The sequence below is a fragment of the Marilutibacter chinensis genome (genome assembly GCF_021725675.1).
In the GTDB taxonomy this organism is placed as follows: domain Bacteria; phylum Pseudomonadota; class Gammaproteobacteria; order Xanthomonadales; family Xanthomonadaceae; genus Marilutibacter; species Marilutibacter chinensis.
This window is the reverse complement of the sequence record NZ_JAKJPO010000001.1, coordinates 116,575-137,393: the sequence shown is the minus strand read 5'-3', so window position 1 is coordinate 137,393 and position 20,819 is coordinate 116,575. Positions and strand designations below refer to the sequence as shown.

23 protein-coding genes are annotated in these 20,819 nt (G+C 68.5%); 14 read left to right on the top strand and 9 right to left on the bottom strand.

The window, feature by feature from the left end:
* Positions 1–78: 78 nt before the first annotated feature.
* From L3V18_RS00590 to L3V18_RS00550, 9 genes are all read right to left on the bottom strand, one after another.
* On the bottom strand, positions 79–786 hold the full coding sequence (locus tag L3V18_RS00590) for a YiaD family glycine zipper/OmpA-like lipoprotein (protein WP_237052684.1): 708 nt from the start codon (positions 784–786) through the stop codon (positions 79–81).
* A gap of 123 nt (positions 787–909) precedes the next feature.
* A complete protein-coding gene (locus L3V18_RS00585) occupies positions 910–2,376 on the bottom strand; it encodes a WS/DGAT/MGAT family O-acyltransferase (RefSeq protein ID WP_237052683.1) in 1,467 nt (488 codons plus the stop codon).
* 139 nt (positions 2,377–2,515) lie between these two features.
* Positions 2,516–3,706, bottom strand: coding sequence for an alanine racemase (gene alr / locus L3V18_RS00580; RefSeq protein ID WP_237052682.1), 1,191 nt, complete (start codon positions 3,704–3,706; stop codon positions 2,516–2,518).
* Positions 3,707–3,746: 40 nt separating this feature from the next.
* Positions 3,747–5,195: a replicative DNA helicase gene (locus L3V18_RS00575; protein WP_237052681.1), complete on the bottom strand. Its 1,449-nt coding sequence runs from the start codon at positions 5,193–5,195 to the stop codon at positions 3,747–3,749.
* A gap of 345 nt (positions 5,196–5,540) precedes the next feature.
* A complete protein-coding gene (gene rplI, locus L3V18_RS00570) occupies positions 5,541–5,993 on the bottom strand; it encodes a 50S ribosomal protein L9 (protein WP_237052680.1) in 453 nt (150 codons plus the stop codon).
* Positions 5,994–6,205: 212 nt separating this feature from the next.
* A complete protein-coding gene (gene rpsR, locus L3V18_RS00565) occupies positions 6,206–6,436 on the bottom strand; it encodes a 30S ribosomal protein S18 (protein ID WP_123769111.1) in 231 nt (76 codons plus the stop codon).
* A gap of 11 nt (positions 6,437–6,447) precedes the next feature.
* A complete protein-coding gene (gene rpsF, locus L3V18_RS00560) occupies positions 6,448–6,882 on the bottom strand; it encodes a 30S ribosomal protein S6 (RefSeq protein ID WP_237052679.1) in 435 nt (144 codons plus the stop codon).
* Positions 6,883–7,117: 235 nt separating this feature from the next.
* The gene (locus tag L3V18_RS00555) at positions 7,118–8,911 is read right to left on the bottom strand and encodes a DUF885 domain-containing protein (RefSeq protein ID WP_237052678.1); all 1,794 of its coding nucleotides are present in this window, start codon (positions 8,909–8,911) and stop codon (positions 7,118–7,120) included.
* Positions 8,912–9,017: 106 nt separating this feature from the next.
* On the bottom strand, positions 9,018–9,365 hold the full coding sequence (locus tag L3V18_RS00550) for a HesB/IscA family protein (protein ID WP_237052677.1): 348 nt from the start codon (positions 9,363–9,365) through the stop codon (positions 9,018–9,020).
* Between the two features lie 181 nt (positions 9,366–9,546).
* Between L3V18_RS00550 and asnS the strand changes: the two genes are divergently transcribed.
* The 14 genes from asnS (at position 9,547) to L3V18_RS00480 (ending at position 20,703) form a co-directional block, all read left to right on the top strand.
* Positions 9,547–10,947 carry an asparagine--tRNA ligase gene (gene asnS, locus L3V18_RS00545; protein WP_237052676.1) on the top strand — a complete coding sequence of 467 codons (1,401 nt, stop codon included), beginning with the start codon at positions 9,547–9,549 and terminating at the stop codon, positions 10,945–10,947.
* A gap of 99 nt (positions 10,948–11,046) precedes the next feature.
* Positions 11,047–11,352 carry a hypothetical protein gene (locus L3V18_RS00540; protein WP_237052675.1) on the top strand — a complete coding sequence of 102 codons (306 nt, stop codon included), beginning with the start codon at positions 11,047–11,049 and terminating at the stop codon, positions 11,350–11,352.
* Positions 11,349–11,666 carry a hypothetical protein gene (locus L3V18_RS00535; RefSeq protein WP_237052674.1) on the top strand — a complete coding sequence of 106 codons (318 nt, stop codon included), beginning with the start codon at positions 11,349–11,351 and terminating at the stop codon, positions 11,664–11,666. Before L3V18_RS00540 ends, L3V18_RS00535 begins: the two co-directional genes overlap by 4 nt.
* A gap of 7 nt (positions 11,667–11,673) precedes the next feature.
* Positions 11,674–12,324, top strand: a complete 651-nt coding sequence (locus L3V18_RS00530) for an FMN-binding negative transcriptional regulator (RefSeq protein ID WP_237052673.1) — start codon at positions 11,674–11,676, stop codon at positions 12,322–12,324.
* Entirely contained in the window at positions 12,324–13,112 is a 789-nt protein-coding gene (locus tag L3V18_RS00525; RefSeq protein ID WP_237053661.1) for an SDR family oxidoreductase, read from the top strand. Before L3V18_RS00530 ends, L3V18_RS00525 begins: the two co-directional genes overlap by 1 nt.
* Before the next feature lie 23 nt (positions 13,113–13,135).
* Positions 13,136–13,444, top strand: a complete 309-nt coding sequence (locus L3V18_RS00520) for a PilZ domain-containing protein (protein ID WP_237052672.1) — start codon at positions 13,136–13,138, stop codon at positions 13,442–13,444.
* Between the two features lie 34 nt (positions 13,445–13,478).
* A complete protein-coding gene (locus tag L3V18_RS00515) occupies positions 13,479–14,912 on the top strand; it encodes an aldehyde dehydrogenase (protein WP_237052671.1) in 1,434 nt (477 codons plus the stop codon).
* Positions 14,909–15,148, top strand: a complete 240-nt coding sequence (locus L3V18_RS00510) for a hypothetical protein (protein ID WP_237052670.1) — start codon at positions 14,909–14,911, stop codon at positions 15,146–15,148. The genes L3V18_RS00515 and L3V18_RS00510 overlap by 4 nt, the downstream gene beginning before the upstream one ends.
* A 22-nt stretch (positions 15,149–15,170) precedes the next feature.
* Complete coding sequence (gene can, locus L3V18_RS00505; protein WP_237052669.1) at positions 15,171–15,836, top strand: carbonate dehydratase; 666 nt, start codon at positions 15,171–15,173, stop codon at positions 15,834–15,836.
* Positions 15,833–16,276 carry a RidA family protein gene (locus L3V18_RS00500; RefSeq protein ID WP_237052668.1) on the top strand — a complete coding sequence of 148 codons (444 nt, stop codon included), beginning with the start codon at positions 15,833–15,835 and terminating at the stop codon, positions 16,274–16,276. The genes can and L3V18_RS00500 overlap by 4 nt, the downstream gene beginning before the upstream one ends.
* Positions 16,276–16,836 carry a 3-hydroxyanthranilate 3,4-dioxygenase gene (locus L3V18_RS00495; protein ID WP_237053660.1) on the top strand — a complete coding sequence of 187 codons (561 nt, stop codon included), beginning with the start codon at positions 16,276–16,278 and terminating at the stop codon, positions 16,834–16,836. The genes L3V18_RS00500 and L3V18_RS00495 overlap by 1 nt, the downstream gene beginning before the upstream one ends.
* A 103-nt stretch (positions 16,837–16,939) precedes the next feature.
* The gene (locus tag L3V18_RS00490) at positions 16,940–17,950 is read left to right on the top strand and encodes an amidohydrolase family protein (protein ID WP_237052667.1); all 1,011 of its coding nucleotides are present in this window, start codon (positions 16,940–16,942) and stop codon (positions 17,948–17,950) included.
* 49 nt (positions 17,951–17,999) lie between these two features.
* Positions 18,000–19,274: a kynureninase gene (gene kynU / locus L3V18_RS00485; protein WP_237052666.1), complete on the top strand. Its 1,275-nt coding sequence runs from the start codon at positions 18,000–18,002 to the stop codon at positions 19,272–19,274.
* The gene (locus tag L3V18_RS00480) at positions 19,264–20,703 is read left to right on the top strand and encodes an FAD-dependent oxidoreductase (RefSeq protein WP_237052665.1); all 1,440 of its coding nucleotides are present in this window, start codon (positions 19,264–19,266) and stop codon (positions 20,701–20,703) included. Before kynU ends, L3V18_RS00480 begins: the two co-directional genes overlap by 11 nt.
* Positions 20,704–20,819: the final 116 nt, after the last annotated feature.

Sequence of the window (20,819 nt, the reverse complement as noted above, 5' to 3'; positions counted from 1 at the left end):
GCCGGACACGACACGGGCCGCTGATGCGGCCCGTGTCTGTGCAGCTGTCGGTGCCAAAGCGGGTTGCCCGCGACGTCCTCAGGAGCGCACCGGCACCAGGGTGATCTCGACGCGGCGGTTCTGGGCCCGGCCGCTTTCGGTGTCGTTGCTGGCGACAGGATGACCCTCGCCGGCGCCGATCAGGATGAAGCGGTCACGCAGCAGCCCGCGCGACATCAGGTAGTTGCCGACCGCGGCCGCACGGCGCTCGGACAACTGCTGGTTGTAGGCATCGCTGCCGACGCTGTCGGTATGGCCGGCGACCTCGACGATGGTCTGGTCGTACTGGCGCAGGGTGTTGGCGACATCGTCCAGCACCGGGTAGAACGCCGGCTTCAGGTCCGACTTGTCGAAGTCGAAGGTGATGTTGCTCGGCATGTTGAGGGTGATGTTGTCACCCTGGCGGATCACGTCGACGCCGGTGCCGGCCATCTGCTCGCGCAGCGCGCGCTCCTGGCGGTCCTGGTAGTTGCCGATCGCGCCACCGGCGAGGCCGCCGATGCCGGCGCCGACCAGCGCACGCTGACGGCGTTCGGTCGCGTCGTCGCCGCTGAGCAGGCCCGCCGCCACCCCGGCCAGCGCGCCGATCAGGGCGCCCTTCTGGGTTCGGCTCATGCCCGACTGTTGCTGCTGCGGCTGTCCATAGCCCTGATCGCCATAGCCGCCACCGTAACCGGTGGTCGCGCAACCGGCCACCATCGCGGTGACGACGGCAGCCGCGAGAACGTTGCGAATCTGGATCTTCATGAGGTCAACCTCGTTGGGTGGCGTGAGGACAGGTCCACACGCTAATCCTTCCAGCGTCTCCGGTGGGTGACGGCCGGAAACCCCATTCAGCTTGCAGCAGGCCCGTCGCAAGGGCGTCTGCGCCTACTCCTCCGGGAGCATCGCCTGGGCCGCATCGGCATCCAGCGGCGCGTCCCAGCTCCCCATCAGGGCGAGATAGAGCAGCTTCTCGAACTCTTCGCCGAAATGCCGGATCACATCGTCCGGGTCCGGGATCAGCTTGCCGTCGGAAATCAGTCCGAAATGTACGCGGCCGTTGTAGCTGAGGATCGAGATACCGACGCCGATCGAGCCGGTCTGCGGCACCCAGAACATCATCTGGTCGAGCGCGGCGCCGGCGAGGTACAGCGGCTGCTGCGGCCCGGGCACGTTGGTCGCCACGGTCGAGGCCTTGCGGCTCAGCAGCTCCAGCGCGACCGACTGCACGCCTGCGGGCGCCACGCCGAGAGTCGCAAGAAGTCCATATGCGACAATGGCTTGCTTTGAATTCTTCAGAGACTTCATGCAGTCGGCGACGCGTTCCACCCGACGCACCGGGTTGGCCTCGCCGACCGGCAGTTCCAGGAACACCAGGCCGAAGTGGTTGCCGAGCTTGCGCGCATGTTCCAGGGGCCGCAGATTGACCGGCACGGTCGCGCGCAGGGTCATGCCATCGACCGGATCGCCCCGCTCGACCAGGTAGCGCCGCAGCGCACCGGCGGCGACCGCCATCAACACGTCGTTGACGGTGCAACCGCAGGCGCGGCCGACCGCTTTGACCTCCTCGAGATCCAGCGGCTCGGCCCAGGCCACCCGCTTGCGCGGGCCCAGCGCGCCGCGCAGCAGCGATGGCGGATCGTCGGGCAGCGCCAGCGCGGTCAGCAGCTCGCGCGCGATCTCGCCGCCCTCCCGGGCCAGCACCGCGGCCAGGGTCGGATCGCGATACATCTCGAGCCCCTTCTCGACCATCTTCCCGCCGAGCCTGACGTAGCGGTCGACCGCGCCGACGCGGCGCGCGACGCCGGCATGCTCCTGCTTCAGCCAGGCATGGGTCAGGTCGGCGTCGCGACGCGGGTCGCGCCGGGTGTCGGTCAGCGACAGCAACACCTGCACCAGAGCGATGCCGTCGGCGTAGCAATGGTGGATGCGGGCGACCAGCGCCGAACCTCCGCGGTAGTCCTCGACCAGGTGGAACTGCCAGCGCGGACGCGCAGGGTCGAGCGGTGTCGATGCCAGGCGACTGACGAAGCGTTCCAGCGCCCGCTTGCCGCCGCGCCCCGGCAGGCTCGCCGGCTGCACGTGCCAGTCGATGTCGAGCGCTTCATCGGTTTCCCAGACCGCCGAGGAGGCCGTCTGCACGGCCCGCTGGCGGAACCTGCGATAGGCAAGGAAACGTTCGCCGACCAGCCGGCGCAGCGCGTCCAGCGACAACGGTTCGGCGAACATCAGCACCCCGGTGATCATCATCGGGTTCGATCGCCGCTCCATCCGCAACCACGCGGTATCGACCTTCGACATCGGTTCGCGTTGGCCGCCGGGATCCGGTCGGCCGGGCGATGCTGACTTGTCCATGTGCTCTCCCCGGTACGCCCGGAGTGAATCATGGGCGCTCGAACAACGTCAACGCGCATGTCGCGGACGGCAGGCAGGGGCTCGCGCCGGCGCCGCCGGAACCGGGACGGCGCCGGCCGGCATGCACGATGGGCGCGAACTACTCCGCGACGCCGCCGACGTATTGCCGCGGAATCCGTTCGTTGAGGCCGACCATGATCTCGTACGGGATCGTGCCGGCCATCCGGGCCAGTTCCTCGGCACCGAGGAACGCATCGCCCTGGCGGCCGATCAGCACGACCTCGTCCTCGTTCCAGGCGCTCTCCTGGCCAATGTCGACCATGAACTGGTCCATGCACACGCGGCCGACGATCGGATGGCGGCGGCCGCGGATCAGCACCGCCCCGCCCCGCCCGTCGCCAGCCGACGACAGCGCGCGCGGATAGCCGTCGCCATAGCCGATCGGAATGGTCACCACACGGGTGTCGGTCGACGGCGCCCAGGTCGCGCCATAGCTGACCGGGTTGCCGGCCTTGACGACCTTGAAATAGACCACCTGCGAGACCAGCGACATGACCGGGCGGAGATCGATGCTGCGGCGCGAGGCGGGATCCGGCAGCACGCCGTACAGCGCGATCCCCGGCCGGACCATGTCGAGCCAGGTCTGCGGGAAGTGCAGCACCCCGCCGGAGTTGGCCAGGTGGCGCAGCGGCATCGGCGCGCCGATCCGGTCGAAATGCGCGCAGGCTTCGAGGAAGCGCTCCAGCTGCAGCGCGGTCATCGCCGACCCGGGGTCGTCCGCGCAAGCCAGATGCGAATAGACCGCCTTCAGCTCGCACCAGCGCGAAGCCGCCGCCGCCTCGATGAAGGGCCGCGACGAGTAGCTGTGTACCCCGATGCGTTCCATGCCGGTGTCGATCTTCAGATGGATCACCGCCCGTCGCCCCATCGCCTCGGCCGCCGCCTCGACCTGGTGCAACTTGTCCAGCGAGGACACGGTGATCTCCAGGTCGTGGGCGATGTACTGCGAGATCTGGCGACCGGAAATGCCGCCGAGCACCAGGACCGGCGTGGTGACGCCGGCCTGGCGCAGGCGCACGCCCTCCTCGACGAAGGCCACGCCCAGCTGGTCGACGCCCTGCGCCTGCAGGTGGCGGGCCACCGGCACCAGGCCGTGGCCGTAGGCGTTGGCCTTGACGATCGCCATCACCGGTACGCCGACATGGGCGCGGATGCGGCCGAGGTTGTGGGACAGGTTGTCGAGGTCGACCCGCACCCGGGTCGGGCGGGTGTCGACGACGCCGGACTGAACCGGCCCGGATGCATCCTGGGCGTGATCGGGCGCGTGCATGGCTGCCTATGCTAATCCACCGGCGGCCCTGCCCGCCGCATCACTCGAAGCTGCCGATCGAGTCGTGGGCGAGGTTGTCGAAGCGGGTGTACTCGCCGAAGAACTTGAGCTTCACCGAGCCGGTCGGGCCGCTTCGCTGCTTGCCGATGATGACTTCGGCCAGGCCCTTGTCCGGCGAGTTTTCCTTGTTGTAGTACTCGTCGCGGTAGATGAAGACGATCATGTCGGCGTCCTGCTCGATCGCGCCGGACTCGCGCAGGTCGGCCATCACAGGGCGCTTGTCGGTACGCGTTTCCAGCGAGCGGTTGAGCTGCGACAGCGCGATCACCGGCACCTCCAGCTCCTTCGCCAGGCCCTTCAGCGAGCGCGAGATCTCCGAGATCTCGGTCGCGCGATTCTCGTTGTTGCCCGGCACCGACATCAGCTGCAGGTAGTCAATCACGATCAGGCCCAGGCCATGCTCGCGCTTGAGCCTGCGCGCCTTGGCGGCGAGCTTGGTCGGCGACAGCCCCGGCTCGTCGTCGATGAAGATCTTGACCTCGCGCAGCTGGCGGATCGCGCTGGTGACGCGGCTCCAGTCCTCGTCCTCGAGCTGGCCGGTACGCAGGCGCTGGGCGTTGACCCGGCCGACCGAGGAGATCAGGCGCATCGCCAGCTGGCTGGCCGACATTTCCATCGAGAACACCGCGACCGGCTGCTTGCTGCGGAACGCCGCGTACTCGGCCATGTTCAGCGCCAGCGTGGTCTTGCCCATCGCAGGACGCGCGGCGAGGATGATCAGGTCGGTCTTCTGCAGACCGGCGGTCAGTTCGTCGAACTCGGTATAGCCGGTCGGCAGGCCGGTAATCGCGCCGCCGTTGGCGTAGCGGGTCTGCAGCTCGTCGAACGCGGCGGTCAGCGCCTGGTGGACGCTGGTGAAGTCGTTCTTGCCGTTGTTGCTGGCCTGGGCGATCGCCAGCACCTGGCGCTCGGCCTCGTCGAGGATCTCGCTGCTCTCGCGGCCGTCGGGCTGGAAACCGTCGTTGACGATGCCGGTGCCGACGTCGATCAACTGACGCAGGATCGCCTTGTCGCGGACGATGTCGGCGTAGGCGCGGATGTTCGCGGCCGACGGCGTCGTACTGGCCAGTTCGATCAGGTAGGCGCCACCGGCGACCTGCTCGCCCAACCCCATCGATTCGAACCACTCGCCGAGGGTCACCGCATCGTACGGCTTGGCCTTCTGCGCCAGCTCGTTGATCGCGCGGAAGATCAGCTGGTGGTCGCGGCGGTAGAAGTCCGACTCGGAGAGGTGGTCGACGATGCGGTCGTAGGCGTCCGGCGCCAGCATGAGGCCGCCGAGCACCGCCTGCTCGGCCTCGATCGACTGCGGCGGAATCCGCAACTGGTCGACCCGGGCCTCGTCGCGGGTCTGGAAGCGCCTGTCCCCGCGTCCGTCTCCACGCGAGTCGCTGCGGGCATCGCTACGAAAACCGGGGCGTGCGTTCATCGGAAGGCCAACTCCTGGCGGATGCTTGCGACCGCTGCCCACCAGGGCAACGGATGCGGATTACGGGTTGGGCATCCTAGCCCCGGCGGCCGATCGAGGGTTGCATACAACCCTGTGGCCAGCCTGTGGATATCCGGGTATGCGGCGGGGACAAGTCCGGCGCTGGGTGTCCAGATACCGCAAACGCGTCTCAGCGGCCGAGACGCGGCGGCAGTCAACCGACCCTGGGCCGGGCTCCCGGCTGATCCGGAGTGGACCATGCCGTTCAGGCGGCGTCCCGCGTGGGAACCGCAACGAAAAGCGGGCGCCGGAGCGCCCGCCTTGTGGTGGTGCCGGTGGCCGTGCTCAGGCGGCTTCCGGTGCCACGATCACCTTTACGCTCACGTCGATGTCGGCGTGCAGGTGGACCACGACGTCGTACTCGCCGACGTGGCGGATCGCGCCTTCGCCCATGATCACCTCGGACTTCTCGACTTCGTAGCCGGCCTTGGTCAGCGCCTCGGCGACGTCGCGGGTGGTCACCGAGCCGTACAGTTTGCCCTCGGTGGCGGCGTTGGCGTAGACGGTCACGCTGGCGCCCTCGAGCTTGGCCTGGCGGGCCACGGCGTCGTCATGGATCGCCTTGGCCTTGGCTTCGTACTCGGCGCGACGCGCCTCGAACTCGGCCAGGTTGGCCTCGGTCGCCGGCACGGCCTTGCCCTGCGGGACCAGGTAGTTGCGGCCGTAGCCAGGCTTCACGGTGACCTTGTCGCCGAGCTTGCCGAGGTTGGTGACGTTCTGCAGGAGGATCAGTTGCATGGTGTGTGTCCTGTTTCGTTAGCGGACCGGAGGGCCCGCAGCGGATGGCTGTCCGAAGGCAGGGAGACCGGCCGACGGGCGTCCAGGGACGCACCGAAGGCACTGGTTTTCCTTGAAGAGTCCGCACATGGACATGCGGGCTCTTCCGAGGGATTCGGGCTCCCTTGAAAAGTCCGCACACCGATATGCGGGCTCTTCTGAGGGACTCAGATTTATGCGTTGTGGTTGTCGGTGTACGGGATCAGGGCCAGGTAGCGGGCGCGCTTGACCGCGGTCGCCAGCTGGCGCTGGTACTTCGACTTGGTACCGGTGACGCGGCTCGGCACGATCTTGCCGGTCTCGGTCAGGTACTGGCGCAGGGTGTTGAGATCCTTGTAGTCGATCTCCTTGACACCCTCGGCGGTGAACTTGCAGAACTTGCGGCGGCGGAAGAACTTGGACATGGGGGCAATCCTCAGGCGGCTTCGGCGTTGTCGTCGGAATCGTCGGCGTTGCTGTCGCCGTCGTCCTTGCTGCTGTCGTCGTCACGACGACGGCGCTCGGAACGCTCGGGCTTGTCGCCCTTCTCGTCCTTGAACTTCATGATCAGCGACTGCTCGGTGTCGGCCTCGTCGCGCTTCATGACCAGGTGGCGCAGCACCGCGTCGTTGAAGCGGAAACCGTCGACCAGCTCGTTCAGCACGGCCTGGTCGCACTCGATGTTGAGCAGCACGTAGTGGGCCTTGACCAGGTTCTGGATCGGATAGGCCAGCTGACGACGGCCCCAGTCCTCCAGCCGGTGGATCTTGCCCTCGCCGCTCTCGATCAGCGACTTGTAGCGCTCGATCATGGCGGGAACCTGCTCGCTCTGGTCCGGATGGACCAGGAACACGACTTCGTAATGACGCATTGTGTTTTCCTTGTGGATGATGGCCGCTGTGCCGCGGCCGGATCAGCCCCCCGGACGATCCGGCCGAACCGGATCCGCGGTGGAGCAAGGGTCCCCGGCCTTGGCCAGGGAGCCGGCAATTATCGCAGCAGCGGGCAGCGTCAGGCAACTGCCGGCGCCACGACGCATCCCCGGCCGGTTCAGGTGCCGGCGCGCGCGTCGTCGACGCACGCCGGCCCCGCCCATCAGCGCACGGTCATCCCTTCTGGTTCTGGCGCGCGACCCAGTCCTCGATATGGCGCTCCAGGGTCTGCAACGGCACCGAGCCGGTTTCCAGCACCGCGTCGTTGAACTCGCGCAGGTCGAAATCCTCGCCGAGCTCCCGCGAGGCCATCTCACGGAGTTCCGAGATCTTCAGCTGCCCGATCTTGTAGGCCAGCGCCTGGCCGGGCCATGCGATGTAGCGGTCGATCTCGTTGGTGACGTCCTGCAGGGTCTTGGGCGAATTGTCCATGAAGTAATCGATCGCCTGCTGCCGGCTCCAGCCCTTGCTGTGCATGCCGGTGTCGACCACCAGACGCACCGCCCGCCACATGTCGTAGGCCAGCTGGCCCATGCGGTCGTACGGATCCTCGTACAAGCCCATGTCGTAGCCCAGGCGCTCCGCGTACAGCCCCCACCCCTCGCCGTACGCGACGAAGTAGCCGACCCGGCGGAACATCGGCACGTCCGGCAGCTCCATCCCGCGGGCGAACTGGAAATGGTGCCCCGGCACCGCCTCGTGCAGGCTCAGCGCCATCATCTCCCACTTCGGCCGGACCTCCGGCTTGTACAGGTTCACGTAGTAGAAGCCGGCCCGGCTACCGTCGACCGCGCCGGGCTGATAGTAGGCGGTGGTGGTGTCGGGGGCGATGTTGTCGGGGATCGGGCGCACGCCGTACGGCAGGCGCGGGATGGTCCTGAACACCTTGACCAGTTCGGGGTCGATCCGCTTGGAGATCGCCTGGTAGGCCTCCAGCAACGCCTCGGGACCGTCATGGAAGAAGCGCGGATCGCTGCGCAGGTGGGTGAAGAACTCGGCCAGGCTGCCATCGAAGCCGACCTCCGTCCTGACCTTCTCCATCTCGGTACGGATGCGGGCGACCTCCGCCAGGCCGATCGCATGGATCCGTTCGGCATCGAGGTCGGTGGTGGTGAAGTATCGGGCGACGAAATCGTAGTAGTCGCGGCCGTCGGGAAGATCGACGGCCGCGATCGACTCGCGGCAGCCGGGCAGGTATTCGTCGCGGAAGAACGTGGCGAAGCCACGGTAGGCCGGCACCACCCGATCGCGGATCACGGCTTCGGCCCGCGCCTTCAGCGCCGCCCGCTCGGCAGCCGGGATGCTGTCGGGCATGCGGGTGAACGGCTTGTAGAACGGGCTGGCGGCCGGGTCGTCGACGATCTGCGCCTCGATCTGGTCCGGGATGCGCGCCATCAGCACCCGCGGCGGCGTGTTTCCGGCCTTCAGTCCTTCGCGCATCAGCGCCGTGGTCTGCTCGACCATCGCCGGCACGCCCTGCAGGCGCTCGATCCAGTCCCGGTAGTCCTCCACGCTGCGGAACGGCAGCACCTCGGCGATGCCTTCGGCGTTCTGCACGCCGCCGCGCTGGTTCAGCGGGCGCTGCCACTCCTTGAAGCGCTGGCGTTCGACCGCGCGTTCGGCCTGCCACAGGAACACGTCGTAGCTGAGCCCGTCCGCCTCGGACAGCGCTTCGCGGTCGATCGCCCGGACCCGGTCGAGCACTTCGCGCTCGTGCGCTTCGCGGCGGGCGATCGCGTCGAGACTCTGGTCGGTCCAGCGGTCGTTGTAGCGCGCGTCGCCGCGGTAACTGGCGCTCTCCGGGTCCTCGCGCATCCCGTACTCCCACTCCTCGCCGAACAGCGCATGCAGCTCGACTGCAGCCTGAGAACGGGACTCCGCGATGGTCGCGGGCCCAGCCGCCGCGAGGGACGCCGTCGGCGACAGCGCGGCGGCGATCGCCAGTGCGAGCAGGATGGATCGGGTCACGGCGGCCTCCAGCGAACGGTAAACGCCGGAGTCTAGCCAACGCATACCCCACCCGCCCCCTGACGAAAGTCGGGGGCGCGGCCGCGGACCCGGATCGCTCCGCGGCTCAGGCGTGCAGGTCGGGGATCGCCTCGGTGGTGAAGCTCTCGCCGCAGCCGCAGGCCTCGGCGATGTTGGGGTTGTGGAACAGGAACTGCTCGCCCAGCCTCTGCCTGACCAGGTCGATGCGGGTGCCGTCGACGATCGGCAGGCTGGTCAGGTCGACATAGATGCGCACGCCGTCCTGCTCGAACACGGTATCGCCGGGCTTCTCCTCGCGCGCGAGATCGGCGATGTGCTGCCAGCCCGAGCAGCCGGTGCGGGTCACGCCGAAGCGCAGGCCGAGCGCGGACGGATCCTCGGCGAGGAAGCGCTGGACGCGGGCGAGAGCGGCGGGAGCGAGGGTGACGGCCATGTGGAGCTCCGGGGAGAGGCTGTGTCCGATTATAGATGTGCAGTCGACGACATGCGGTCGACATCCGGTCTACGGGGGCCGCGTCGGTATCGCCGCGCTGCGGCCCAACCGTTAAACTGCACCGCTTTCCCCCATATCGGCCCGGACGGGGCCGATTTCAAGCCACGACGGTGCCCACAGCATGACGATCATCAGCGTCGAACACGCGCTTGCCGGCCGGGTGCCGGTCGGCGGCGAAGTCACGATCCGCGGCTGGGTCCGCACCCGTCGCGACTCCAAGGCGGGGTTGAGCTTCGTCAACGTCAGCGACGGCTCCTGCTTCGCGCCGATCCAGGTGGTCGCGCCGGCGGCGCTGCCGAATTACGAGTCGGAGGTGAAGCACCTGAGCGCAGGCTGCTCGGTGATCGCGCGTGGCGAACTGGTGGAGTCGCAGGGCAAGGGCCAGGGCTTCGAGGTGCAGGCGCGCGAGATCGAGGTGGTCGGTTGGGTCGAGGATCCGGAAACCTACCCGATCCAGCCCAAGCCGCATTCGCTGGAATTCCTGCGCGAGGTCGCGCACCTGCGCCCGCGCACCAACCTGTTCGGTGCGGTCACCCGCATCCGCCACTGTCTCGCCCAGGCGGTGCACCGCTTCTTCCACGAGAACGGCTACTACTGGATCAGCACGCCGATCGTGACCACCTCCGACGCCGAGGGCGCCGGCCAGATGTTCCGCGTCTCGACCCTGGACCTGGCCAACCTGCCGCACGACGCCCGCGGCGAGGTGGACTTCTCCCGCGATTTCTTCGGCAAGGAGACCTTCCTGACCGTCTCCGGCCAGCTCAATGTCGAGGCCTACTGCCTGGCGCTGAGCAAGGTCTACACCTTCGGCCCGACCTTCCGCGCCGAGAACAGTCATACCACCCGTCATCTGGCCGAGTTCTGGATGGTCGAGCCGGAGATCGCGTTCGCCGACCTCGCCGAGGACGCGCGGGTCGCCGAGCAGTTCCTGAAGTACCTGTTCCGCGCGGTGCTCGACGAACGCGCCGACGACATGGCATTCATCGCCGAGCGCGTGCAGAAGGATGCGGTCAGCCGGCTGGAGGCCTTCGTCAACGCGCCGTTCGAACGGATCGACTACTCCGACGCGGTCGCGCTGCTGCAGAAGTCGGGACAGAAGTTCGACTTCCCGGTCGAATGGGGCCTGGACCTGCAGACCGAGCACGAGCGCTGGCTGACCGAACAGCACGTCGGCCGCCCGGTCGTGGTGACGAACTACCCCGAGCACATCAAGGCGTTCTACATGCGCCTGAACGACGACGGCAGGACCGTCGCGGCGATGGATGTGCTGGCCCCGGGCATAGGCGAGATCATCGGCGGCAGCCAGCGCGAGGAACGCCTGGACGTGCTCGATGCGCGGATGGCGCAGTTCGGCCTGGATGCCGAACACTACGGCTGGTACCGTGACTTCCGCCGCTACGGCACCGTGCCGCACGCGGGCTTCGGCCTCGGCTTCGAGCGCCTGGTGGTCTACGTGTGCGGACTGGCCAACATCCGCGATGCGATCCCGTACCCGCGCGCACCGGGCCAGGCTGAGTTCTGATGCTGCCGGGCCTGGAGTCGCGGGCCGGGCGGACAAGCCCCCGAATTCATACGATCCGCCACGTTCATACGACGATCCAGCTTCGGTGATCCCTCCACGATGATCCTGTTCTTCGCCCTGGTCTCGCTGTCGCTGGCCATCGCCGGCGCCACCGCCTTCGTGATCTTCTGGCCGCTGGCGCTGGTGCACGTGCGCGATCGCCACCCGGCGATCCTGGCCGGGTTCGGCACAGGCGCCTTCATCAGTCCGGCCGCCCTGGGCTGGCTGCTGCGCAAGGACTACGCGGCGATCGGAGACCGCAACCTCTGCGGTCTGGCGACGCCCGCCCGACTGTCGCTGCTGACGATTCTCGGCGGCCTGCTGATGGCCGGACTGCTCTGGCTGGTCGCGGAGGTGGTGGCATGAACGGCGACAACGACGCACTGCGTACCCACTGGTGGCTCGCGACCCTGGGCCGCACGGTGATCTGGGCGCGGATGCGGGTGCGCGAGGCCGGCACCGCCGAGGTCTTCGACAGCGACGGCAACACCCTGACGTACGACAGCGAGGACAGCGCCCGCGCGGCGCTGATGGACGCCGAGTTCGTCGCCCTCGACGGCCTCGACGACGACGATGCCGAGGTCCGCGGCTTCGTGCTCGACGAGCTGGTCCCGCCACGCGCCGAAGACGATGAGCGCCTGCGCGAGCTGATGGTCCAGAAGCTGCCTTCGCACCATTGACCGACACGTGTACACACCGCGCGCCTTCACGATCGACGACCCGGCCGCGCTCGACCGGCTGATCGACGCGAACCCCTTCGTCACCCTGGTGACGGTGCGCGACGACGTCCCGACCGTCAGCCATCTGCCGGTCCTGTACCGCCGCGACGACCGAGGGATCCGTCTGTCCGGCCATTGGGCGCGGCCGAATCCCCAGGCGAGGCATGCGGGCCGCGCGCTGGCGATCGTGCACGGCCCTCACGCCTACGTATCGCCCGGCGTCTACCCCGACAAGGAAACCGCCGCGCGCGTACCGACCTGGAACTACGCGGTCGCCCATCTGGGCGGGGCCCTGCGCACGTTCGACGACGAAGCGGGCCTGGCCGGACTGGTCGCCGCCCTGAGCCACGTGCAGGAAACCCGGCTCGGCCGCGACTGGGCCTTCGAGCCGGAACGCGACGACCACCGGCGCCAGCTGCGCGGCATCATCGGCTTCCACCTCGACATCGACGAGGTGCAGGTCAAGTTCAAGCTCGGCCAGAACCATCCGGCCGCGAATGTCGCCGCGGTCGCCACCGACCTGGAAGGGCGCAGTGGCGACCGCGAACGTGCGGTTGCCACGCTGATGCGCCGCCATGCGCTGCCGGCAGCGGACCAGGGAAACGAAGGAGAACGATGATGGATCTCGACCTGACCGGAAAACATGCGCTGGTCTGTGGCGCCAGCCAAGGCATCGGGCTGGCCTGTGCGCGCGAGCTGGCCGCGCTGGGCGCCGACGTGACCCTGCTTGCGCGTCGCTCCGATCTGCTCGAACGGCTGGCCGCGGAGCTGCCGCGACCGCGCCCGGGCCAGACCCACGGCTGGATCGCGGTCGACGCCGCCGATACCGATGCGCTGCGGAGAGAGGCCGAGGTCCTTGTCGCCAGGCGACCGGTCCAGATCCTCGTCAACAACAGCGGCGGCCCGCCGCCCGGCCCGGTACGCGGGGCCGACATCGCCGCGTTCGAGGCGGCATGGCGCCAGCACCTGATCGGCAACCACGTGCTCGCGGAGATCGTCGTTCCGGGCATGGAGCAGGCCGGCTACGGCCGCATCGTCAACGTGATCTCGACCTCGGTGAAGGAACCCCTGTCGGGTCTGGGCGTGTCCAATACGACCCGCTGGGCGGTCGCCAGCTGGGCCAAGACCCTCGCCACCGAGCTCGCCCCCGGCGGCATCACCGTCAACAACGTGCTGCCCGGCTCGACCCGGACCCCGCGCATCGAGCAGATCATCGACAGCAGCGCCGCCAGGAGCGGCCGCGATCGCGACGCGGTGGAGGCCGAGATGGTCGCCGCGATCCCGATGCGGCGCTTCGCCCGGCCGGAGGAGACCGCGGCCGCGGTCGCCTTCCTGTGTTCGCCGGCGGCGGCCTACATCACCGGCATCAACCTGCCGGTCGACGGCGGCCGCACCCGCTCGCTCTGAACGCCCTCCCCGACCCCGCCCACATGATCCAGCCGCCTGGGGACGAACGCCGCTTCGGCGGCAGACGCCCGTTCGCCGAACGGGTGATGGTCGTGCGCGGCCACGACGCGTGGTTCGCCGAGGCTCTGGACCTGTCCGAGAACGGTTGCGCGATCGTCCGTCCGGAAGCCTGCGATCTGCTCGACGAGGAGCTGGTCCGGCTGTTCTTCTACGACGGCCTCGACAAGCCGGCGGTGGTCGTGCCGGCGCGGGTTGCCCGGGCTGGCGACGCGCGCATCGGCTTCGAGTACCACGGACCGCAGACGGTACCTCCATCCCGCCCAGCACGTTAAGCGCGGTCGACTCCGCTCGCGTTAAGCTTGGCGGATGCGCCTGACCCACTGGATCAACGGCACCGCCCATCCACCTGCGGGCGATCGCTGGCTCGAGATCTTCGACCCTGCGACGGCCACCGCGTACGCCGAGGTCGCCGACGGCGACGCGGATGATGTCGATGCCGCCATCGCAGCGGCGCAGGCGGCCTTCACCGCGTGGTCTTCGCTGCCCAACAGCCGGCGCGCGCACTGGCTGGAGCGGCTCGCCCAGGCGCTGGAAGCCCGTGCCGACGACTTCGCCCGCGCCGAATCCCGCGACGGCGGCAAGCCGATCCGGCTGGCGCGGGATGTCGAGATTCCGCGCGCGGTCGCCAACCTGCGCTTCTTCGCGCAGGCGGCGACCCAGTTCGCCAGCGAGTCCCACCACGGCGAGGCCGGCCTGAACTACACCCTGCGACAACCGCTCGGCGTGGTCGCGACGATCTCGCCATGGAACCTGCCGCTGTACCTGTTCACATGGAAGATCGCGCCGGCGCTGGCGGCCGGGAACACCGTGGTCGCCAAACCCTCCGAAGTGACCCCGGTGACCGCGACGATGCTGGCCGAACTGGCGGCGGAGATCGGATTCCCGCCTGGCGTGCTGAACCTGGTCCACGGCAGCGGACCGCGGGTCGGCGAGCCGCTGGTCTCCCACCCGGCGGTACGGGCGGTGTCGTTCACCGGCAGCACCGCGGTCGGCCGGCGCATCGCCGGCATCGCCGCTCCGCAACTGAAGAAGGTCTCGCTGGAGCTCGGCGGCAAGAACCCGACCCTGGTGTTCGCCGACAGCGCGTGGGAGGACCGGCTCGAGACCATCGTGCGTTCGGCGTTCCAGAACAGCGGCCAGATCTGCCTGTGCGGCTCGCGGATCCTCGTCGAGCGGCGCATCTACCACGCGTTCCGCGACGCCCTGGTCGAATGCGCGCTCGCGCTGCGCATCGGCGATCCGGTCGATCCGGACACCGAGATGGGTCCGCTGGTGTCGCGGGCCCACTTCGACAAGGTGCTCGCCGCTCTGCGACGCGCCCGCGACGAGGGTGGCAGCGTGCACTGCGGCGGTCATGCGCTCGACCGCCCGGGCTGGTTCGTCGCCCCCGCCGTGCTCGACGGACTCGGCCCAGACTGCGCGACCAACCGCGAGGAGATCTTCGGCCCCGTGGTCACACTGCAGGCATTCGACGACGAAGCCGGGGCGCTGGCCCTGGCCAATGCCTCCGACTACGGCCTCGCCGCATCGGTCTGGACCCGCGACCTCGACCGCGCCCACCGCGTGGCCGCCGCACTGCGTGCGGGCATGGTCTGGGTCAACACCTGGCTGATGCGCGACCTGCGTACGCCGTTCGGCGGCACCGGCGCGTCCGGGCTCGGCCGCGAAGGCGGCCTGGAGGCGATGCGGTTCTTCACCGAGGCCCGCAACGTCGGGCTGCTGATAAAGGAGGCGCAATGAACGGATCGGTCGTGCCCGATTCCATCGCCGTGCTGCGCCTGCCGGTGGCGCCGGTGATCACCGCCGGCCCGGGAATGATCGCGTGCTGGCTCGGCGGCTACGTCTTTCCGATACTGCGCTACAGCGCGGCGGCGATTTTCCTGCCCTGCATCGCGGGCGGCATGATGGGCGCGTTCTGGACGACCGTGCCGCGCTCGTTGGTCCGCCGCAGCCGTTCCCTGCCCCACACCGCCTGACCTTTCTTCTGTCGAGTCGACGATGAGCAAACTGCACGACCTTCTTGAACGCAACCGCGAGTGGTCCGAACGGATCAACGCCGAGGATCCGCATTTCTTCGAGCAACTGTCGAAACAGCAGGCGCCAAAGTACCTGTGGATCGGCTGCTCCGACTCGCGGGTACCGGCCAACCAGATCATCGACCTGGCGCCGGGCGAGGTATTCGTCCACCGCAACATCGCCAACGTCGTCGTCCACACCGACCTGAACTGCCTGTCGGTGATCCAGTTCGCGGTGGACGTGTTGAAGGTCGAGCACATCATCGTCGTCGGCCACTACGGCTGCGGTGGCGTCCACGCCGCCCTGCACGGCCACCGGGTCGGCCTGGCCGACAACTGGATCCGCCATGTCGCCGACGTCGCCGAGAAGCATGCCGGCTGCCTGCATGCGGCCGCCGAACACGAGCGCCACGATCGCCTGTGCGAACTGAACGTGATCGACCAGGTGCAGAACGTCTGCCAGACCAACATCGTCCGCGACGCCTGGAGCCGTGGCCAGGCGCTGACCGTGCACGGCTGGGTCTACAGCCTCAAGAACGGCCGCGTCAACGATCTGCAGATCGATGTCGAGAACTATGAGCGGCTCGGCGGACGCTATGCCGAGGCAGTCGCGCGGGTGCATGCCGCCAGCGGAGACTCGCCGCGATGAACACGGGCATCCAGGCCCCCGGCGCGCCGCGGCCGGTCGGCCGCTATCCGCACGCGCGCCGGGTAGGCGAACTGTTGTTCCTGTCCGGGATCGGGCCGCGCGATCCGGCCACCAACGCGGTGCCGGGCAACGTACAGGACGCCGAGGGCCGGCTGATCGGCTACGACATCGAGCTGCAGTGCAGGTCGGTGTTCGCCAACGTGAAAGCCGTGCTCGAGGCCAGCGGTGCGCGCTGGCAGGATCTGGTCGACGTGACCGTCTACCTGACCGACATGGCGCGCGATTTCGCCGCCTACAACGCGGTCTGGGCGGAGTACTTCCCCGATCCCGACGATGCGCCCTGCCGGACCACGCTCGGCATCAGCGCGCTGCCGACGCCGATCGCGATCGAACTCAAGTGCGTGGCCCGCATCGCCACGCAGGCAACCGGAGGCGAATGATGCTGCCCAGCCCGATCAACTTCCAGGCATGGATCGACGAGCACCGTCACCTGCTCAAGCCGCCGGTCGGCAACAAGTGCATCTACGACGGCGACTTCATCGTGATGGTGGTCGGCGGCCCGAACCAGCGCACCGACTATCACTGGGACGAGGGTCCGGAGTGGTTCTACCAGCTCGAGGGCGAGATGGTGCTGAAGATCCAGGAGCAGACCGATGACGGCGGGAGAAGGGTCCGCGACATCCCGATCCGTGCCGGCGAGATCTTCCTGCTGCCGCCGCGGGTGCCGCATTCGCCGCAGCGCATGCCCGACTCGGTCGGCCTGGTGATCGAGCGCAGGCGCCTGGCGCACGAGAAGGACGGCCTGCTCTGGTACTGCGAGCGCTGCAATCACATGCTCTACGAAGAGTATTTCCACCTGCAGGACATCGAACGCGATTTCCCGCCGGTGTTCGACCGTTTCTACCGCTCCGACGAGCACCGCACCTGCGGCGCCTGCGGCCACCTCAACCCGCGACCGGCCCGCTACGAGGCGCCGGAACCGCCGGCGGACCCGGCCTGAGCCGCGACATGGCGAATCTGCACGTGCCCGCTCCGGCTGGAAGGGGTTGGCCGGAGCCTCCGGCGACATTGGCCGTCGCCCACCGGACCGGCGGATCGATGCCATGCTGAAGATCGATACCCATGCCCACTACCTACCGCGCGACTGGCCGGATCTGGTCAGGAAGTACGGCGACAACCGGTTTCCGGTGATCCACCACACCGACGACGGCCGCCACCGGATCTACAAGGACGGCAAGTTCTTCCGCGAGATCTGGTCCAAGACCTGGGACCCGGAAGAGCGGATGGCCGACTATGCGCGCTTCGGCGTGCAGGTGCAGGTGCTGAGCACGGTACCGGTGATGTTCAGTTACTGGGCGAAGCCGCACCAGGCGCTGGAGCTGCACCAGGCGCTGAACGAGCACATGGCACGTACCTGCCACGACTTCCCGCGGAATTACGCCGGGATCGGCACGGTGCCGATGCAATCGCCGCGGCTCGCGATCCAGGAACTGGAGCGCTGCATGGACCAGCTCGGCCTGCAGGGCGTGCAGATCGGCAGCCACATCAACGACTGGAACCTCGACGCACCGGAACTGTTCCCGTTCTTCGAGGCCGCAGCGGAACTCGGTGCGGCGATCCTGGTGCACCCGTGGGACATGATGGGCACGCCGTCGATGCCCAAGTACTGGCTGCCGTGGCTGGTCGGCATGCCGGCCGAGCAGTCACGCGCGGCCTGCTGCCTGATCTTCGGCGGCGTGCTGGAACGGTTGCCTGGACTGAAGGTCTGCATGGCGCACGGCGGCGGCGCGTTCCCGTACACGATCGGCCGCATCGAACATGGCTTCAACATGCGACCCGACCTGGTCGCGACCGACAACCCGCGCAACCCGCGCGACTATCTGTCGCAACTGTACTTCGACTCCTGGGTCGCCGATCCGCGCGCGCTGCGCTACCTGCTCGATACCTGCGGCGTCTCGCAGGTGATGCTCGGCACCGACTACCCGTTCCCGCTCGGCGAACAGTCGCCCGGGGCCGGTATCGCCTCGCTGGAACTGCCGGAATCCGAACGGGCCCGCCTCTACCACGGCACCGCGCTGGAATGGCTGGGCCTGCCGATGTCCCGCTTCGAATGACACCCGCCACGATTGGCGCACCTCCCGACGTCCCGAGAGATCGACCCGCATGACCGACCCGTTCGACCCCGCGCACGCCGCCCACCTCGACGCGACCGACCCGCTGCCGACCCTGCGTGGGGAATTCCTGATCCCGCGCCATGGCGACGGCGAGCAGGCCTACTTCGTCGGCAATTCGCTGGGTTTGCAGCCGCGGGGCGCGCGGCACCACGTCGAGGAGGTGTTGCGGACCTGGGCGGAAGTCGCGGTCGAAGGCCACTTCACCGGCGACTCGCAGTGGATGACCTACCACGAACTGGTCCGCGAACAGCTCGGCCGGCTGGTCGGGGCCAGGCCGTCGGAGGTGGTCGCGATGAACACCCTTACGGTCAACCTGCACTTGATGATGGTCAGCTTCTATCGGCCGACGCCGGAGCGCCCGGCGATCCTGATCGAAGCCGGAGCGTTTCCGTCCGACCGCCATGCGATGGAGTCGCAGGTCAGGTTCCACGGCTTCGATCCGGACACCGACCTGATCGAGCTGGAACCGGACGAGTCCGATGGCACGATCTCGATGGCCGCGATCGAAGACGCGATCCGCACCCACGGCCACCGCCTCGCGCTGGTGCTGTGGCCCGGCATCCAGTACCGCACCGGCCAGTTCTTCGACCTCGCCGGGATCGTGCGGCTGGCGCACGCGGCCGGGGCGGTCTGCGGTTTCGACCTCGCCCACGCCGTCGGCAACCGCGAGCTGGCGCTGCACGACTGCGGCGTCGATTTCGCGGTCTGGTGCCATTACAAGTATCTCAACAGCGGTCCGGGCGCGGTCGCCGGCTGTTTCGTCCACGACCGGCACGCCTACACCGAACGGCCGCGTTTTGCCGGCTGGTGGGGCCACGAGCCCTCGACCCGGTTCCTGATGGGGCCGGAATTCCGGCCGACGCCGGGCGCCGAGGGCTGGCAGCTGAGCAACCCGCCGATCCTCGGCATGGCGCCGCTGCGCGCTTCGCTGGAGCTGTTCGACGCGGTCGGCATGCCGGCACTGCGGGCGAAGTCCCTGCGACTGACCGGATACCTCGAGACCCTGATCAGGCAGCGACTGTCCGGCGTGCTGCGGATCGTCACCCCGTCCGAACCCGAGCGCCGCGGCGCACAGCTGTCGCTGCGTGTCGCAGGCGGTCGCGCACAGGGACGCGCGCTGTTCGATCATCTGGCCGGTCATGGCGTGCTCGGCGACTGGCGCGAGCCCGACGTGATCCGGATCTCGCCGGCGCCGCTGTACAACACCCACGCGGACATCCTGCGCTTCGCGCGAGCCGTGGAGGCCTGGCGCGATGCCGCTTGACGATCCCGGCCTGGTGGAAAGGCGCATCACCGTGATCGGTGCCGGCCTCGCCGGCGCGCTGTTCGCGACCCTGCTTGCGAGACGCGGCTGGAAGGTCGAGGTGTTCGAGAAGCGCGGCGATCCGCGCGTCCGTGGCTACGAAGGGGGACGCTCGATCAACCTTGCCCTGGCCGAGCGCGGCCGCCATGCCTTGCGCCTGGCCGGCGCCGATGCGGCGGTGATGACCCAGGCGGTGATGATGCGCGGCCGGATGGTGCATTTCAGCGACGGCCGCACCAGCCTGCAACGCTACGGCCGCGACGACAGCGAGGTGATCTGGTCGGTGCATCGCGGCGAGCTGAACATCGTGCTGCTCGACATCGCGGAGCGCGCCGGGGTCCGTCTCCACTTCAACCGTGGCCTGGAGAGCGTCGACTTCGATGCCCGTCTCGCCCGTTACGTCGACGAGCGCGACGGCAGCCGGCACGATGTTCCGTTCGAGGCCCTGGTCGGAGCCGACGGTGCCGGCTCGGCCCTGCGCCAGGCGATGGCCGCCGAGACCGAACTGGGCGAGCGCAGCGAATTCCTCGACCACTCCTACAAGGAACTGGAAATCCCGCCGGCCGACGATGGCGGATTCCGGATCGAGCCCAACGCGCTGCACATCTGGCCGCGCGGTCGCTACATGTGCATCGCGTTGCCGAACGACGAGCGCACCTTCACCGTCACCTTGTTCCTGCCCAACAACGATGTTCCCGACGAGAGCCCTCGCGACGGGGCCGAACCGGTCCGGGACCGGGCCCGCGCCCGGGGTCCGAGCTTCGCCAGCATCCGCAACGGCGCCGACGCTCGCGGGCTGTTCGAACGCGACTTCCCCGACGCGTTGCCGCTGATGCCGACGCTGGAGCAGGACTTCGAACGCAACCCGACCGGCGTGCTCGGCACTCTGTATCTGGACAGCTGGCAACTCGACGATCGCGCGGTACTGCTCGGCGACGCGGCCCACGCGATGGTACCGTTCCACGGCCAGGGCATGAACTGCGCGTTCGAGGACTGCGTTGCACTGGCCGAGCATCTCGATGCCACCGGCGACCGGGCGGCCGCGTTTGCCGCGTTCCAGGCCGAACGCCTGCCCAACTCGCGCGCGATCCAGGCGATGGCGCTGGAAAACTACCTGGAAATGCGCGACCGCGTCGACGACGAGGACTACCTGCTGCAGCGCGCGCTGGAGCAGAAGCTGGCCGAGCGCCACCCGGCGCGTTTCATGCCACGCTACTCGATGGTCAGCTTCCACCGCCTGCCCTACGCGATGGCGTTCGAGCGCGGCCGGCTGCAGCGCGAACTGCTCGTCGAGCTGACCCGCGGCCACGATTCGCTCGACACCCTGGACTGGGACGTGGTCGACGCGATGGTGCTGGCACGGCTCGACCCGCTGCCCCAGGACGATTGAACCCGTAGGATGGGCCGGGTGCGGCGGCTTCCGGCGGCGGGATAGCCGATCGTCCCGTCGATCGCGATCCATCGCAACGGCGGAGTCCGCATCTCCCGTTCCATGAGGTCCTCGAT